Source organism: Peribacillus saganii, assembly GCF_003429095.1.
GTDB lineage: Bacteria > Bacillota > Bacilli > Bacillales > DSM-1321 > Peribacillus > Peribacillus saganii.
The window spans coordinates 1-17,367 of sequence record NZ_QVTE01000043.1 but is presented as its reverse complement, the minus strand read 5'-3'; the positions used below and the strand labels follow the sequence as shown (position 1 = coordinate 17,367).

Annotated in this window: 17 protein-coding genes and 1 pseudogene; 5 read left to right on the top strand and 13 right to left on the bottom strand. The window is 38.4% G+C overall.

Features of this window, described 5'->3' with window-relative positions; genetic code table 11:
• Nucleotides 1–10 precede the first annotated feature (10 nt).
• Nucleotides 11–808, bottom strand: a complete 798-nt coding sequence (locus D0469_RS14480; RefSeq protein ID WP_117327456.1) for an ABC transporter ATP-binding protein — start codon at nt 806–808, stop codon at nt 11–13.
• A gap of 252 nt (nt 809–1,060) precedes the next feature.
• Between D0469_RS14480 and D0469_RS14475 the strand changes: the two genes are divergently transcribed.
• The gene (locus D0469_RS14475; protein ID WP_233523067.1) at nt 1,061–1,732 is read left to right on the top strand and encodes a lysozyme family protein; all 672 of its coding nucleotides are present in this window, start codon (nt 1,061–1,063) and stop codon (nt 1,730–1,732) included.
• Nucleotides 1,733–1,774: 42 nt separating this feature from the next.
• Here D0469_RS14475 and D0469_RS14470 read toward each other — a convergent pair whose 3' ends face one another.
• The 8 genes from D0469_RS14470 to D0469_RS14435 all read right to left on the bottom strand — a co-directional run bounded on the left by D0469_RS14470 (nt 1,775) and on the right by D0469_RS14435 (nt 10,184).
• Complete coding sequence (locus D0469_RS14470) at nt 1,775–2,917, bottom strand: acyl-CoA dehydrogenase family protein (RefSeq protein WP_117327455.1); 1,143 nt, start codon at nt 2,915–2,917, stop codon at nt 1,775–1,777.
• Nucleotides 2,918–3,156: 239 nt separating this feature from the next.
• Nucleotides 3,157–3,762 (bottom strand): alpha/beta hydrolase, encoded by a 606-nt coding sequence (locus D0469_RS14465; RefSeq protein WP_117327454.1) that lies wholly within the window; start codon nt 3,760–3,762, stop codon nt 3,157–3,159.
• Between the two features lie 297 nt (nt 3,763–4,059).
• Nucleotides 4,060–4,824, bottom strand: coding sequence for a helix-turn-helix transcriptional regulator (locus D0469_RS14460; RefSeq protein WP_117327453.1), 765 nt, complete (start codon nt 4,822–4,824; stop codon nt 4,060–4,062).
• A gap of 857 nt (nt 4,825–5,681) precedes the next feature.
• Entirely contained in the window at nt 5,682–6,092 is a 411-nt protein-coding gene (locus D0469_RS14455) for a DUF4395 domain-containing protein (protein ID WP_117327452.1), read from the bottom strand.
• 529 nt (nt 6,093–6,621) lie between these two features.
• A complete protein-coding gene (map, locus tag D0469_RS14450; RefSeq protein ID WP_117327451.1) occupies nt 6,622–7,368 on the bottom strand; it encodes a type I methionyl aminopeptidase in 747 nt (248 codons plus the stop codon).
• 297 nt (nt 7,369–7,665) lie between these two features.
• Nucleotides 7,666–8,487 carry a methyl-accepting chemotaxis protein gene (locus D0469_RS14445; protein WP_117327450.1) on the bottom strand — a complete coding sequence of 274 codons (822 nt, stop codon included), beginning with the start codon at nt 8,485–8,487 and terminating at the stop codon, nt 7,666–7,668.
• Between the two features lie 385 nt (nt 8,488–8,872).
• A complete protein-coding gene (locus tag D0469_RS14440; RefSeq protein WP_142919194.1) occupies nt 8,873–9,091 on the bottom strand; it encodes a hypothetical protein in 219 nt (72 codons plus the stop codon).
• 286 nt (nt 9,092–9,377) lie between these two features.
• Complete coding sequence (locus D0469_RS14435; protein WP_233523076.1) at nt 9,378–10,184, bottom strand: STAS domain-containing protein; 807 nt, start codon at nt 10,182–10,184, stop codon at nt 9,378–9,380.
• A 403-nt stretch (nt 10,185–10,587) separates the two neighbouring features.
• On the opposite strand from D0469_RS14435, the gene D0469_RS14430 reads away from it, so the two are divergent.
• Nucleotides 10,588–12,627: a molybdopterin oxidoreductase family protein gene (locus tag D0469_RS14430; RefSeq protein ID WP_117327447.1), complete on the top strand. Its 2,040-nt coding sequence runs from the start codon at nt 10,588–10,590 to the stop codon at nt 12,625–12,627.
• Nucleotides 12,628–12,732: 105 nt separating this feature from the next.
• Here D0469_RS14430 and D0469_RS14425 read toward each other — a convergent pair whose 3' ends face one another.
• The 3 genes from D0469_RS14425 to D0469_RS14415 form a co-directional block, all read right to left on the bottom strand.
• On the bottom strand, nt 12,733–13,158 hold the full coding sequence (locus tag D0469_RS14425; RefSeq protein ID WP_117327446.1) for a general stress protein: 426 nt from the start codon (nt 13,156–13,158) through the stop codon (nt 12,733–12,735).
• Between the two features lie 203 nt (nt 13,159–13,361).
• Entirely contained in the window at nt 13,362–13,616 is a 255-nt protein-coding gene (locus D0469_RS14420) for a response regulator (RefSeq protein ID WP_117327445.1), read from the bottom strand.
• A gap of 411 nt (nt 13,617–14,027) precedes the next feature.
• Complete coding sequence (locus D0469_RS14415) at nt 14,028–14,282, bottom strand: DUF2188 domain-containing protein (protein ID WP_117327444.1); 255 nt, start codon at nt 14,280–14,282, stop codon at nt 14,028–14,030.
• Between the two features lie 283 nt (nt 14,283–14,565).
• Here D0469_RS14415 and D0469_RS14410 point away from each other — a divergent pair, with 283 nt between their 5' ends.
• Nucleotides 14,566–15,108, top strand: a complete 543-nt coding sequence (locus D0469_RS14410) for a peroxiredoxin (protein ID WP_117327443.1) — start codon at nt 14,566–14,568, stop codon at nt 15,106–15,108.
• A 171-nt stretch (nt 15,109–15,279) separates the two neighbouring features.
• Here D0469_RS14410 and D0469_RS22160 read toward each other — a convergent pair whose 3' ends face one another.
• Nucleotides 15,280–15,639 (bottom strand): HPP family protein, encoded by a 360-nt coding sequence (locus tag D0469_RS22160; protein ID WP_158553496.1) that lies wholly within the window; start codon nt 15,637–15,639, stop codon nt 15,280–15,282.
• A gap of 329 nt (nt 15,640–15,968) precedes the next feature.
• Between D0469_RS22160 and D0469_RS14400 the strand changes: the two genes are divergently transcribed.
• Both D0469_RS14400 and D0469_RS14395 read left to right on the top strand, forming a co-directional pair.
• A complete protein-coding gene (locus D0469_RS14400; protein ID WP_117327442.1) occupies nt 15,969–16,919 on the top strand; it encodes a GntR family transcriptional regulator in 951 nt (316 codons plus the stop codon).
• A gap of 198 nt (nt 16,920–17,117) precedes the next feature.
• Nucleotides 17,118–17,367 (top strand): annotated as a pseudogene (locus D0469_RS14395) (IS21 family transposase); the annotation flags it as partial.

The window sequence follows — 17,367 nt, the reverse complement described above, 5'->3', positions numbered from 1 at the left end:
AAACTTCAGTTTATTTAACTGAACTGCAAGCAGCCCTTTTTGACAAGGCCGGCCTTTCATTATGCCAGTTTACTTCTACTTCAAGACCAAAAAAATCTGATAGCGTGTTATCTTTTAATATGTGCTTTGTTTTTCCAGAAGCGAATACTTGTCCTCCTTTTAAAAGCAGTGCATGATCAAAAATCGGCAATATTTCTTCCACATGGTGAGTGACATACAGCAGTGTTGGTGCAACTTCGTCTTGCGCAATCAGCTGAATGAACTCCAAGAGATCCTCTCTTGCAATAAAATCGAGTCCTGCGGCTGGTTCATCCAATATTAATAGTTCCGGCTTTGCCATCAAAGCCCTTGCAATGAGCACACGCTGCTTTTCACCCTGTGATAATGTCTGATAGTTGCGGTCAGCATATTCAGTACTGCCTAATTGTTCTAAAAGGGAAATCGCCCTTTCCCTTATTTCAGCTGTTGGTTTTTCGTATAGCCCTATTGAAGCATAAGCACCACTAAGCACAATTTCAAATGCACTGTCTGATGGGCTAAATTTTTGCTGAAGGGCTGAAGACACCAGCCCAATTCTTTTTCGAAGTGTTCCTCCCAGCTCCGCTTTTCCAAATTTGCTTCCTAAGACCTCAACACTTCCTGATGTCGGAAAGTAATAGGCACAAATCATATTCAAAAGCGCTGTTTTTCCTGCTCCATTTAAACCGTAAATAACCCAATGTTCTCCTTTGCTGACATTCCAGTTAATATTCTTTAAAATCCATTCCCCGTTTCTATTCAGAGAAACATCTTCTAATGTTACCACCATAACATGACTCCCTTTCCCATTCTAAGTAAAGACTCCTATGTTATTAAAAACTGATTTAAAACACCATTCCTAAGTAAGTACGATGTGCTATTTTAGTTTGATTACATATATATTCATCAATAAGACAATCAAAACCTCTTAGACGTCGTATAAATTGTGCAATCCAGCCCTAAAAAGTAATTATTAAAAGATTATATATTCATATTTTGATAAACTATTACTACATACAAACAAGAAACACGGAGAGCAATAATGCAACGAAAAAAGAAGAAAATAAACGGAATTATATTATTGATGACATTGCTATTTCTATTCTTATTGATTGACCATGTCGTCCATTTGCAAAAAACAGAAAAAGTAACAACACCACCACCAGTCGTAAAACCGCTGGATCCGTTTGCTGCTTCCACGCAATACAGTACCGCTCTTCAAACTGAGCTGGCAAAGTATAACCTGGAACAATACACTGCCGTTCTTATTGCGATCATGCAGCAGGAAAGCCATGGCAAAGGCGGCGACCCGATGCAGTCATCTGAATCAGCCGGTCTTCCCCCAAATACAATCAATAACCCAGCAGAAAGCATTAAACAAGGTGTCAAGCATTTTAATAAGGTTGTAAACTATGGTACAAAGAAAAACGTTGATTTCGAGACAATTATTCAATCTTATAATATGGGCATGGGCTATATTAATTATGTTGCAGATTCAGGCAATCAGCATTCTGAAGAACTAGCCAAGCAATTTTCGAAGATCCAGGTCCAAAAGAATCCTGCGGTTTATAACTGCGGCGGCGATAAATCTAATTTTCGCTATCCTTATTGCTATGGAGATTTCTCATATACAACAAAAGTAACGAAAAATATCGAAATGCTTTCTGACAGTATGCCAGCCCTTGTCAGTGCATTACCGGCTGATATATTTTGACAAAGAGCACTTATGAAAGACACCCAGGCATAGGCCGGGGTGTTATTTTTCGTCATATAATACTGATTTTGCTGCCAATGTGATAACTGCATCATCCATTGGAGGATTGTGCAGCCCTGCACGCACATCTCGATAATAACGCTGCATTGGATTGTTCCGCTGAAGGCTTTTAGCTCCGACAACACGCATGGCTTTATCTACGATGGTAATGGCAGCATTGGTGACCGAGAATTTTACAGCTGCTAGATCCGTCTTCAAAAAGTCTCGCTTATCAGGATTTTCCCATTTTTCTGCTACAGAGTATAGAAAATGTCTCGCCTGTTTTAACTGAATTTCTATTTCGCCAATTGTTCTTTGCACATTTGGCAAATCTCTGATTGGCCCAGGAAGACTGTTAGGGGAATGTGTCTTGGCGAAATCTATCGCATAATCCCTTGCAGCAGCGGCTATTCCAATGTAGCACGCGGGAATATGCAACAGCCACCCCTCTCCTTTTTTGATACCAGTTTGTTTTTCGACAAAATGTTTATCCTCAACAGCAACATTTTCTAATACAAGGTCATGGCTTCCGGTGCCTTGCATAGAAATCATATCCCATGTTTCATCTATTGATACCCCGGGAACGTCACGGTGGATGAGGAACCAACCGATCGTTTCTTCCTCAGGCACCCATGCACTTACTAGAAAATAATCCAATACAGGCGCCATACTCGTATAATTTTTCCGGCCGTTTATGATCCATTCCTTACCATGCTTCACTGCAGTTGTAGCTGGCCTGCCTCCTCTTGTCGGACTTCCGGTTTGTGGTTCGGAGGCTGCACTGTTAATGAGAGCTCCTTTGGAGACTTCCTGAAATAACTCTCTTAATGGTTCGGGCTTCCAGGTGTTTTTTTCAGATAAATTGAGGACAATTCCCAAATGCCAGCCGATCGATAACGCAGTTGGTCCGCACTCGCGGGCAATTCGCTCCTGTGACAGCAAATAATCATAAAGACTTCCGCCCCTGCCTCCATATTCTCTTGGCAGCGTTAATTTGGAGTAACCTGCCTGCTTCAGCTCTTCAATATTTTTAAAAGGAAAAGCACCGGTTTCATCAAGCTCCTGTGATCTTTTTGAAAAGTTCTTGATGACAGAATCCAGCTGCTTAATCATTTCTTCTTGTTCTTTCGTTTGGAAAAATGGCATGTTTGTCTTCCTTTCGTTAACCAATCATGTGATGGACATTTCCTCATTATCTTTTATACAGTACTATCATAACACCTGTTATAAAACGAGACTAAGTAAACGCTCCTGTTCATTAGTATGCATAGTGTTCATTGGTCACATTACAAAAGGACCTGCTTAGAACAGAAAGATAATATTTTTTTAAAACAAAAATGGGTTAACACTTGTTCCGTCAGGAAGAGTGAAACCCATTTAAGGAGTTATTTAATGTTGGAATACCAGCTCGCCGCAGCCTCTACCTCTGAGCGGGTTAATTGATGGCCAAAATTTTCCCAATGAACAGATACGGAGGCACCGGCGTCCTCTAATAGCTGCTGTAAATCGATCGTTTCCTGCGCAGGACATATCGGGTCATTTTTACCCGCTGCCATAAAGACATTTATCCCAGATAGTCCGGGAAGCTCAATCCCCCGTCTTGGTACCATTGGATGATGGAGAATTGCACCCTTTAACGGATCACGATAATGGAACAAAAGGCTTGCTGCAATGTTTGCGCCATTGGAATATCCCACAGCAATAATATTGCGCCTGTCAAAGTTGTACTGTTCTGCCGCTTCATCCAAAAACTCATTTAATTCCTTAGTGCGGAAAATGAGATCCTCGATATCAAAAACTCCTTCTGCCAGCCGCTTAAAAAAGCGAGGCATTCCGTTTTCGGAAACATTTCCACGTACACTCAATACATTGGCGTCTTTATCAATCATATCGGCAAGGGGCAATAAATCATTTTCCGTGCCTCCGGTCCCATGAAGCAGCAACAGTGTATTTGATGCCCCTTCTGCTCCTTTTTGGTAAATATGTTTCATGACGTTCCCTCCATACTAATCTAATTCACGTAATTAAAAAGTCAGCAACAACCTCTTCTATCTTACCTTTTCACAAAACGCAGACGTAATACTCCTGGATAGAAATCTACATTTTCATTGGGATTGCCAACTCTCGCCGTAATATAATGAATATCCAATGTTCTCCTTTCTTTCATTTGTTTTAGTTTAAAATATCTTGAATTCGAGGTAATTATATTGTTTTTTAATTCAGACGTCAAGCAATCGCTATTTGTTTTTACACATACAAAGACAGAAGCCTGTATTTGGCTTCTGCATCTATGAAACTTCTTGTGATTCATCAAGAAAATGAAGAACACAGCTTAAGTATTTTTGTACTTCCTGGACACGTTCCGCTGCTGAGTCTGCAATTTGCTTATAATGATGCTGACCTTCGTCTGTCAGCCTAAGAAAGCGTTTCGTTCTTTTTTCGCTTTCCCAGCGGCCAGTCAGCAGACCATTTTCCTCCATTTCGTGTGCGAGGTCATACAGGTATCCATTGCTGGCAATCCAGCCAAATTTAGCTTTCAGCAGATCCCCCACTTCCCCCATATAAATGCTCTTCCTTACGTCAGCCGTTTTAAGAGTAATATATCTGACCAAATCTTTTACAGAAACGATTTTTGAAAAATAAGAACGGTACTCTTCAGGCAAATTTTCCGTGACAGGCGAATAATCTCCGTAACCGGTAAGGTCATGGGCAAATCGGTCAATGACCTTCTTGACTTCAAACATCCTCGGCTGAAAATTGGAACGATACCACACTAGCAATTCTCTTCCTTTATCCGTAATGTGATAAAAATTACGGCCTTTTTCCGTTTTTAAAGTCACATGGCCTGATCCAGCCAGCTGGTTAGCAATCTTACAAAGATAATCATAGCTGTGGACTTTCCCGGTAAATTGATTTTTCAGGTCTTGATGGATGGCTCGCGGATAATTTGGTCGATTGGCTAACGTATTCAACAAAAACAAAGTCAAAAATTCCCTTTGGCTTAGTCCGACAGTTTCAACTGTAACGCTCTGGCTTTTCTTTTCTGCTGCCATCTTTTGCTCCTTTCATACGATGAATTGTTACCGGATCGATAGTATATATTTCTATTTTACCCTTTAAAATCCTGCAAAAACAGCATAATATAAGGGTTTCTCAGCGAACGTTACCAATAAAATCATGGATTTTGATTTTTAAATGGTGACGACAAACTAGATTTATTCTAGCGAGGTTTATAATGAAATATTTCTTTCGTTGATTTTTTCCAAGTGTGATATGAAATTAATTTCTAAAATAAGGATGAGAGTTTAACATGTTAAACTCGAAGACAAAACAGCGGCTGAGGAAGCCGCTGCACTAGAGGAATCATATACGAAGCGTTTATCTTAACATAAAAAACACGCCCTTGGTGACGTGCCTTTTTATGCATGATCTTACTAGCAAGTACCTGGACACTTTCTTTAAAAGGTTTTAGGCACTAAACGATTAAGATTAAGTATTGATTTTTCGGCTAAGGATAATGAAAAAATACGATTGACCATAACAGCATATACTTATTTAAAGAACACTTTATCCTGATCATCAAATAAAGTGTTCTTTTATTATTACTGAGTTTATATTATTATTCTATATACCCGCTTAATTATTTCTGGACCGAGTTAAGTGAATGATTGCCTGTTGAATTTTATTTTTATTTTCAGGTTTTTCTGCAGAACTCATTATAAGAAAAATTTACTTTTAGTATCTGCCCTTTTTTACATTAATATTATTATCCCACTTACTTACAGGTTGTTCTAATCGTAAGCAGCAGCAAAGTACACTGAACAATCTTCAATTCAACTATATAAAAAGACCTTGTTGTTCACCAGTAAACAATAAAGGTCTTTATTGGTCTATTTTCAGTATAATAGCCTCATTTTGTCAGGCTTCTTCTATGTTTCCACATCATGTAACGATATCTAATAAAACAGCCAATGCAAAAACCCATCAATGCAATCCCAGCAGCTAAAAGGACCATAATACTAAAAGTATATGCCAGCGTGTTCCAACCAAGCTGGAAGAAAACTAGTGACAATCCTATGCATACTGTTGCTATCCATTGGTTAAACAGCTGCTGGTCTTTGTCCTCCATTACATATTGGGAAAAAGGTTTCTTTAGGAACTTCTTTCCTATTAATATAATTGGGTTTGTCTTTGTTATTAACGTATAAACCCCTATAGCAAATGGAAGGAAAAGTATTAGTTTGTAAAATACCAATGCGGCAATAACACTCAACACGATAAAAGATTGATTTAGTTGAACCAATGGTTTTGGTATACCCATGTACATACCTCCGGATGAAAAGATCTGACCTGAATTTAAATCTCCATATTTTATTTATCATAGTAATTTACTATGAATTATTAGTTGACTATATCACAATTTAAAAATGCTGTATATTTTTTGAACTTACTAATGCCAAAACTATTAAGTAGTTTTCATTCTTTTCGCCTTCTTCAGGATTTGTGTTTCCATCATCTATTTCGTTTTTCTGTTTACCATTATTAACCCCATCATCAAGATCAACTCTTTCATTACAGATGCAAGTCTTCCCATAACTACTTCAAATGCCATTTGACTAGCCAGAACTTGCGCTATTCAATCAGCCATGAATAAATAAAAAACCGCACGGTGACAAAAATCACTGTACGGTTAAATATAGAATAATGTTTGCGAGTTTTCGTAGAAACAAACCACAACTCACCTTACAAATGGTTCACAAGTGGCCTGATTCACTCTGCATGCCACACCGTATTCAAGATTTCCTCCGAATAAAACATGAACTTCACTATAGTAAAAACGCAACGTGAAATCATTGTTCTGTCAAGATCAGCGGGCCATCCTGCGTAATGGCTACCGTATGCTCGAACTGTGCGGACAGCTTGCCGTCCGCTGTTCTGGCAGTCCAGCCGTTTTCGTCCATTTTCATACGCCATGTTCCGATGTTGACCATAGGTTCTATCGTGATGACCATACCTTCCTTCAGGCGCATTCCCTTTCCAGGTTTACCGTAATGAAGGACCTGAGGATCTTCATGCATCGTTTTCCCGATTCCATGACCAGTAAAATCACGGACAACAGAGAATTTTTCTCCCTCCACATACGATTGGATCGCATGGCCAATATCACCTAGTCTGTTCCCTATAACTGCCTGTTCAATGCCAAGGTACATGGCACGTTTCGTGACGTCAACGAGTCTTTGTGTTTCTTCGGAAAGTGTTCCTACTGGATGGGTCCATGCTGAATCTGCCAGATAGCCATTTAGATTTACCACCATGTCAATTGTTGCGATATCGCCTTCTTTTAACGGCTTGTTAGTTGGAAAACCGTGGCAGATTTCATCATTTATTGAAGCACATGTTGCATATTTGTATCCTTCGTAACCTTTTTGCTCAGGTGTAGCCCCATGCTTTGCCAAAAATTCTTCTGTAAAACGTTCAATTTCCATTGGAGTAATGCCAGGCTTAATCAGTTTTGCAATTTCTTTATGACAGGAAGCCAGAAGTTTTCCCGCTTCATTCATCGCCTGGATTTCACGCTCGCTTTTTATCGTTATCATTAAACCGCTCCTTGTAAATGGTTGTGAAATTGCCAGTTATCACATTTCTATCTCAGCTCAGTAATTTATTCGCTTTTACATGATAGCCCTTTTTTGATTGGAAAATCAAATAGTAAAATCTTTTTGGAATTTCTAAGGTCACAAATTACTTATCCAAATTAATTTCCTTCTCGCTCGGAGGATAGCCCATAAGCAACAGAGAGTGAAAGTTTCCCTTTAGCCGTCTCTTTTTTTTAGAACAAAATAAAAACACCCTGCATGGATGTTTTTATCACTGTTTACCACTCCTGATAAGAACTATAATTTCTCGGCAAACTTATTTAATTTTTCGGACATTTGACGTAACTCTTCTATAAAGGCCGATATATTTTGAATGGATGAAGCTTGATCCATTCCAATAGTATTCATTTTTTGGATAGACAACACAATTTCAGCGGTAGCTTCCTGAGATTGAAGCATTGTCTCCCGGATTTTATTGGTAGAAGTAACAGTTTCACTGGAAAGTTTTCGAATTTCGTTGGCTACAATGCCAAATCCTTTTCCTTTTTCTCCGGCATGTGCAGCTTCGATAGCTGCATTTATGCCTAATAGATTCGTTCGTTCGGCAATTTTCTTAATGATTTGTAATACTTCGTCGGATTTTTTTACATCCTCGGTTACATGCTGTGATTCAACAATAAGCTGCTGTGAGAAGTCAGCTAATGATACTGCTCCTGCCGACACTTGATTCATACCTTCATTTACTTGTGTAAGCGAATGTAACATTTGGTCTGCCATGACCCTCAATTCGGTTTGCCTTTTCATAGCAATCCCCATACCGCCGATCATTTTACCGGCTAAGTCATAAATAGGCATGGCCCTTGCTGTAAATTCAAACCCATAGACATGCTCTGGAACATTGACATGAACTGATGTTTTGTTTGTAATGGCCTGGGCGATCGGAGTTTGTGGATGTAACACATCCCCTGCGTTTATACCAAGATTTATACTCTCACCCGGAAAAACAGCGACTACCTTATCCAAATCTGAGATTGTAATAGATGAATCCACGGGAAAACAGCTTTTTATCACTGGTACGGCTGCTATTAAAGTATCTAAAGAAGCAATATTTCCAATCATTCGAGAACCTCCAAATTACAAAACTGTCAGTATAATATCCATATCAAGCAGTGAACGAAACTAAATAAATATACTTTATCAATTAGTTTATTAGAATAATATTAAGTTGTTCCGGACAAATATTTTGCTATGGTGACTACTGCAGTTCCATTTTATAGTCCTATTTTACTGCAAGTTTCCGGTAAATTACAACATGGTAACTGTTCATCAATGAGAATGTCGTTCAGCCGCTTTATATTCAAAAAATTTATCCACTGTCTCAAAATAGAATACCGTGTTCAAACCTTCCATATTCAAGTATGGACTCATAAAAGACAAACGTATAAGTAAAAAGACACCATCATTGTATATGGTGTCTTAAATGGTTATCTAAATAAGTATGAACTTATTGAGTTGCTTGAATTTTACTAATAGCTAATTCACAAGATTTCACATCAGAATAATGAGCTAATTCTCCTGTTTCATTGCATCGAATTTGGAAGCATTTTAAGTCTTTGGAATAGGTAAGCGTATAGCCGTTAATTGTATGGCTAATTTGAACGTCCTTGTAAAATATTAAATTTTCTAGCATTTTGGTTGTTTCATTATTTTTGGTAAACGACATTTCCATTTGTCCCCCTTTAATTAAGGTGACTTCGGAAATAGATATAATAGTCATCAATAATTAGAATTTCACTTATTATATCATAAATATGTTCCATATACCAAACATTCATTTGTAATATTTGGTAACCAAGTAATAAAGCAAAGGCATTTACTCCCATGCCTTTATTGTATTTTTCGCAAGTTTCTCGGCAGCTTCAGCTGTTCTTCTTTAATTGTTCAAAGCCTTGAAAAGGCAACTAAGCAATAAAATCACAACTTCAGTGTTGCCTTTCTTAACGTCCAAATTAAGCCATACTAAGTATGGCCTGTTGAACCGTTGCATACGTACGCAGCGAGGAAAAATCAATACCCGCGATAACAACTCTTGCTGCCAGATCTGGCCTGATACCAGTGAACATGGCATCAATTCCTAATAAACGAAGCACATCATAAATGCCCAATATTCGACTGGCAATTTCGGTATCAATAGTGACTATACCTGAGAAGTCAATAATAAGGCACTCTATTTTCATCTCACCTATCTTTGGTATAACATTTGTCATTATATGCTCCGTTCTATCCAAATCTATTTCCCCGATTAGCGGGAGAATAGCGATACCGTTCTGGATGGGTACGATTGGAGATGATATTTCAGTTATCAGTTTTTGATTCTCTATATTCATTTTTTCAGTAATACGTTCGCGTAAAAGGATGGTTTCCGTCATGCTTATATCCAATAAATAACTGATACGATTATTGATCCTGACCACTTCTTCGGTAGTTAGTCTATGTTCCATTGAAATCGCAGTTACAATATTTATCAATCTTTGTCTAGTATCCGCATAAGGCTTTATTATGCTTGAAATATTAACCTTGTAATTTTCTTCTTTTTCCTCATACTTTTTAAACCATTCAACAAAGTCCGCTGCCACTTCTTCATCGGAAAAATAGAGAGTTTCCCCTAAAAACTTTATAAACTCTCGATGAGTAATTATTGCCTTTTTAATTAACTCTTCGGGTAATTCTATTTCCAATTTATCTATATTATATTGAACTATTTCTCTGCTTACTGTTTCAGCCTTTTTAATAAGATATTCAGCAACAGCATCCATCGAACTCACTTTGTTCACTCCTCATGACCTAACCTGTAAGAACTTTTCATAAATCAAATTAATTATATACTGGCTGCTGTTACTTCATCAATACAGAACAATTCAATGCTTATTGGACTCAGTTTAGAGAAGGTAATGGATATTTATGAAAAAAACATTGAGGCTGCTTTTTTTAGCCACGCCTTATGTTCATGGTTAGGTTTTAGGAGAATATACTATATAATATTTTTATAACTAAAAATTCAGGCTGCTTCAAATGTTATTCAGTGGCACAATGTTTGCGTCTCGGACTAATTCATAAATAAAAACAATTTAACATATCAAAATTTTATTCCCATAATGTTCTCATGCATAATTTTGTAACAATAGGAAATTCTCACTCTATAAATAAAGGAGTCTGCGAATGAACTCATATTTAAATAAACCCAATGGTGTGTTCCCTTCCGTTTGTTCTCTTGATTGTCCGGATCAATGCGGCTTACTTCTTCATAAAGAACAAGGGAAAATCGTTAAAATAGACGGAGATCCCAATCATCCTGTGACAAAGGGAAATATATGCAACAAAGTTCGAAATATGGCAGCCCGATTATATGATGATCAGCGGTTGAAATATCCAATGAAGCGAATTGGGGTAAAGGGCGAAGCAAAATTTGAGCGTATCAGCTGGGAGGAAGCGATTGAGATTATAACATCCCGCTGGGAAGAGCTAATTCGGGCAAATGGACCTGAAAGTATTCTCCCTTATAGCTTTTATGGCAACATGGGAAGGCTGAATGCAGAAGGTATGGACCGCCGCTTTTTTCACCGCTTAGGAGCATCCCAATTAGCCCGAACGATTTGTTCATCCGCTGGCTCAGAAGGATATAAGTATACAATGGGAGCCAGTTTAGGAACGGATCCGGAAGAAACGATACATTCAAAACTTATCATATTTTGGGGCATAAATGCTGCCAGTACGAACATGCATCAAGTTGCTCTTGCACAAAAGGCTCGTAAAAATGGAGCTGTGATTATTGTTATTGATGTACACAAAAATCAGACTGGCCGTTTGGCGGATTGGTTCATTCCAATTTTACCGGGTACCGATAGTGCCCTCGCTCTCGGCATCATGCATATATTGTTTGCTGAAGGTTTAGTAAACCCCTCCTTTTTACAAGAGTATACTGTTGGACACGAAGAACTGCGGAAGCATGTTGTTCAATACGATCCCGTTACGGTTTCTGGAATCACTGGTGTTCCTGTGCGTGACATTTATCGATTAGCTCGTATGTATGGAACAACATCTCCATCCTTTATTCGAATCGGCAATGGGCCCCAGCATCACGATAATGGGGGTATGTGCATTCGGACCATTACCTGTCTCCCTGCCCTTACTGGACAATGGCTGAGAAAAGGAGGAGGAGCCATCAAAGGAAATTCCTCTTATTTAGCCCATGATGCATCCCGTTTGCAACGTCCTGATTTACTTAAAAACAAACAGACACGCGTCATCAATATGAATTTACTTGGTAAAGCTTTACTTGAATTGGACCCGCCTGTAAAATCCATGTACGTGTATGGCACAAACCCTGCCGTTGTTGCACCAGATGTCAATAAAATTAGAAAAGGTCTGGCAAGAAATGATTTATTTTTGGTTGTACATGACTTATTTATGACCGAAACGGCTTCATATGCAGATCTAGTTCTTCCAGCTACATCGTCCTTTGAAAATACGGATTTCTATTCATCCTACTGGCATCATTACATACAGATTCAGCAGCCAGTAATTGAACGTTATGGAGAATCTAAATCAAATGTGGAAGTGTTCAAGCTGCTTGCACAAAAAATGGGTTTTGATGAACCGATTTTTCAACAAACTGAGGCAGAAATGATTGCACAGGCCCTCGATTTTCCAATGAATCCCTACTTGGATGGAATCAATTATGAAACATTGGTTGAAAAGCAGTTTGTTAAAGCAGCCATGAAACCTCTTTTCCCTGGGAAGCTTCCTACACCCAGCGGGAAAATAGAATTTTATTCTAAGAAAATGGAAGAAGACGGCTATCCTCCATTGCCAACGTACATACCATTGGTGGAGGACGAAAACTTTCGGTATTTATTTATACCAGCTCCAAACCATAATTTTTTAAACTCAACCTTTTCAAACAATCAAAAACACATCTCGTTAGAAAAAGAACCACGAGTACACATTAATATCCAGGATGCCACTGCGGCAGGTATCCAAGATGGAGATATTGTTAGAATTTGGAACCATCGAGGCGAATGCAAGTTAAAAGCTTCTGTCGGAGAAAATGTGTTACCCGGAGTCATCGTCACTCAAGGACTTTGGAGAGAGGAACCAGGAACAAAACAGCTGGTCAACTCACTCACACCAGATCGTATAGCTGATATGGGCGGCGGTGCTACATTCTTTTCAGGGCGGGTGAATGTGGAAAAGATTTAATTTTTTTTAACCGAATTATGAAAATTGATTACTTTAAAAAGCCAGCATTGTTGGCTTTTTAAAGTAATTATTTTTATCTTACCAAATTCATAGTTTTAAGGACTATTACGATACGAATATAAGAATCCGTCCTTTTTTAACATCCTCTTCATATTGGCGGGCTTCTGTTTCATTCAACCCCTGCTGCTGCAGCGCTTTTCTCAAGCCTTCATTAGTAGTCAGGCCTGCTACAGCTCCGCTTATTGTGGTAAAGATAGGGCCTGCAGCTAGAATTGGACCTAATCCCGGGATTGCCAATGCACTCATTCCTACAAGAAAACCGGCTAAGCCTACTGCTCCGCCTACAGCTGCCCCTGCTATAACTCCATCCGTTTCTTTAGACTCAACTTGGTCAGCCGCCGATCCTAATCCATCAATATTTTTTGCAATTATTGAAATGTCCTCAAGTTTGTATCCTTTTCTCTGTAAATCCTCTACAGCTGTTTTTGCTTGTTCATTGTTTTCAAAAACACCGATTACTCGTTTTTCCATGATGAATAACTCCTTTTATATGTTGTACTAATTCAATACCCTTATTAAAGGCATTCAATCATGGAAAACAGTTTGAAAGATCTCATTATATCGGTGTCGTTGCAGCTAATACTCTACAAATTTTAGGTCTAGGGCTCTTTCAGCATAAAAAAACCAGCTGCCAGAGCAAGTGCTTCAGTGAACTAGGGATGATAAGCCGATAGCTATAGCTGATCCTGCTCGCCTTCTTTTTGCGGAATAAGGATTTGGCCTTTTTTCCCGTTGCTGATTAGTGTCTGCATGATCACTTTTGACAGCTTTGTGGGGTTATAAGGCTTGATAAGATGGTCTTTTGCTCCAAGGGAAAATCCTTTTTCTCTTTCATCCAGGCCGTTGAGACAAAGAATAGAAGGGACTATAAGGGTTGTAAGTGAACAAAGGAAAGGGACTAGGCTTACTTTTGAATTTCCTAAAGCCACTACTGATAAAAGCTAGATTTTTGGTACTACTCTTTATGTCTGGTCGTTTAATAATTTTACATAATGAGGTTCCCTTCCTTGCTTCATTCGTTTCGCCTTATATACTGAAATGGTACAGGCAGCAATCCATACACAGTGTTATCATTTATAAGAAAAGCGCAAGCGCACTGCCAGAAGGAAGATCAACTATGATCTGACGGCAAGTGCCAGGGTCGCCGCCAGCATAAACCTTACAGAGGCTAAAAGCGACACACCCTCACAAAGCCGTCATTTTTTTTTTGTGGAATGTATCGCTGCCGAAGCATTCCTTGTCCTATGACTATTTCCGGCACTAGCACGTCTATCCAGCAAAAAAAGTGGTCCTTAAAGACGGAAGATTCCGCACTTTCAGGACCACTTCTTTGAAATTTTTTACTGATAATTATGCTGCTCTTCAATTTTTCCGTCTTCATCATGAATGATAGCCATTGTACCTGCCTCTTCCGCCATTCGTTTGGCTTCTTTCACTGCTTCAGATTTTGAGCCTGAAGTATAGTCAGGGTTGTCTTCACCCTCTGTTTTGACGGCCCAGCCTTCCTCGTCATGGGGCACAACATGAAATCTTGCCTCATCAGTACCGGCTCGGTCTTTAAAATATTGATCGCGCTCACTATTGTTATTCGGCATGGTAAAACCTCCTGTTAGAGTGAATTATATTCATCTCATTGATGAGCACTATTACATTACCCGTTCAAATGGTCCGAAAACATAATTCAGATACACCGATTGACAGAACACCCAACATTAAATGACAGACCCCCATTAATTCTTCAAATGTGTTACTGCAATTTTTATCGGTTTTTTTATGAAGAAATTTTTTATGAAGAAAAAAATTTAAATTTTGATATCTTGCAAACTATTAGGTATAATAACCTAGTTCTTATTTACCAACAAAGGAGAAAAAACACAAATGTTAAACATCGGAACTATTGCACCGGATTTTAAAGTAGATACTGTGTCCTCATACTCAAGCTTGCCTATACCATCAACACTGGATAATTATAAAGGCAAATGGTTAATTCTTTTCTTTTATCCTTTTGACTTTTCAATTGTTTGTCCCACTGAAATTAGAGTTATGAATACTTACTTGCCTGAATTTGAAAAACTGAATACAGATGTACTGGCAATCAGTACAGACAGTATATACACACATCGCGCCTGGCTAAAGGCAGACCATCCAAATGCCATAGGTGCAATCGACCTTACCCTGGCATCTGACTATACAAAGGAAGTAGCACAAGCATATGATGTATTAGACCAAAATACAGGTGCTTCCCACCGTGCTTTATACATAATTAATCCAGACGGAGTAATACAATACGCTACAATGACCAATGGAAATGTCGGAAGAAGTGCTGCAGAAACTGTTCGGGTCCTTCAAGCTCTACAATCAGGCGGCATGTGCCCAATGGATTGGACATTGGGTGAAAAAACAATAGAGGAAGAGTTTTAGAATTACAAAAGAAAGAAGAATGGAAGCCAACTTTCATTCTTCTTTTTTATGTGCCAATTTTGGGTTAAAAGCATAGAAAAACAGACAATTTCTGAGTGTCATTCAGACTTTTACCAATAACATAGATAACTATATTTATTCTTTTTTTATATACACAATGCACTATTAATATCAGAATTTCTGATACCGCCTTGCAGGATGCAAATTATTAATCACCAGTGCAACAAGCACAATAAGAAGTGCGCCAAAAAAAGCAGGAATAAACAAAAAGCTCCAATGACTTCCCGAGAGGATAACTACTATAGGATCAGCTCCTTCCGAAGGATGTGTCGTTTTTGTCAGAACCATGCAAGAAATCGCCCATCCCACCCAAAGCGCTACTGCCCAAACAGAATTCTCTAATACATGAAAGACCAGTAGCCCCCTATTCAAGTAGAGAAAAAATGACCGCCTATGATATTTCTCGGCTGTGATAACGGTGCATCCCAAAGACTGAAAGCAAAGTACACAACTGGCGCCGAATGGAGCCATTATCCAAGTATTTACGTGAATTCTGAAAGCGTCATAAGAATAAGGATAGCAGCAAACCCACCTGCGAACCCCACCGAGGCATTGTTGGGCATCACCCGCAAAGGGGTTCTGGCATTCGTATTCATCTTTGCGAAACTTCCAATCCTAGCCAACACAGGCTACCCTGAATGATTTAAAATATTTTTTCCCACTGTTCTAACATAATTAACATAGTTTGCTAGTAATATATGTTAATATTTTAATGATGTTAAATAGTAAATGGATATTTTTACATTTTTCTTTTGTAATAATTAAATTCATATTACAATAGGTATATAAGGAGGATCATTATGAGAAAATATGAAACCTTATCTTTAACGGTAAATTCCGCTTTGCCAATCCCTATAAATATTCAGCTGAAAGAACAAATTAAGCTGTTAATCAGCAAACAAATATTAGCTCCTGGAGATTATCTTCCTACAGTTAGTACGCTAGCTGATCAACTCAGCATTAACCGTAACACAATTAATTGGGTTTATTCGCAGCTTAAGGAAGACGGCTTGCTTATTATGCATAAAGGCAGAAGAACACAGGTGGCAAATAATGAAAGCGTAGAATCCCTTATTTCAAAGAAAGAATTAGATGAAATCGTTGAATTTTCACTAATAAAAGCTATTGAAAAAGGATTCAATTTTGATGAATACTTAGCCTCCATCATAATGCACCACTATCTATTTCTGGAACATGCTGAAGCGAAGAAATTTTTATTTATCGAATGCATGGAGCATGACCACCTCTTTTACTATACGCAAATAAAAAAGCATACGGGCGCCCACATAAAAAAAGCTTTCCTCGAGGATATCAAAAAAGGACAAGAAATAGAGAATTTCGACGAAATAGACAGTATCATAACAACCTTGAACCATACCAATGAAGTAAGAAATTTATTTAAGAACAGCAGCAAACCGATCTTTACGATTGGCGCAACCATTTCGACTCTTGATTTGATGAACCTTGCGCAGTTGAAATCAGGAACAAAGGTTGCGTTTATCTGTCTTGGAGTAAAAGGCGGACAATGGATGGCGAATAGAGCAGCTGAAGCAGGCATTAACCACATCATCAGTATGGCTGGGGGAATCAAAGAAAATAGCAGCCTACAAAAAATTATTGATACCGCTGACAGTATCTATGCATCTGAAGCAGTTTACTATGATTTACTAAAACTCAGCCCTGAGAAAACGAATTTGCTTCCATTTAAGCTTGAAGGAACTAGTGAACAAATTTTGGCAGACCTAAAATAACCTGGCATATTGGGTGCCAGGCTATTTTTTATGATTATTCTTTTAACTGTAAACGATAAACTAGAATCAACAGTTTTCCACAAATAAGGATAAACAGATTTCGACAAATAAGAATCAACAGTTTACCTTAATTAACCCACTTTCATATACTTAAATCAGTCTATGGAAAGTGAGGAATAAACAGGAGTGGAAAAACTGATGATTTACAACGAGATTCATAGGCTTCGCGGTGAGGGTTTTTCAAATAGCGCGATAGCTAGAAAATTAAAGATTTCTAGGAATAGGGTAATAGAATACGGAAGGATGTCTCCAGAAGAGTTTTACTCATTTGCCATCTCATTACAAAGCAGAAGTAAAAAGCTGGATCCCTTTCGGGAGGAAATATTGGAATGGTTAAAGGAACATCCTGACTTATCAGGAGCACAAGTATTGGACTGGTTGGGGGAGA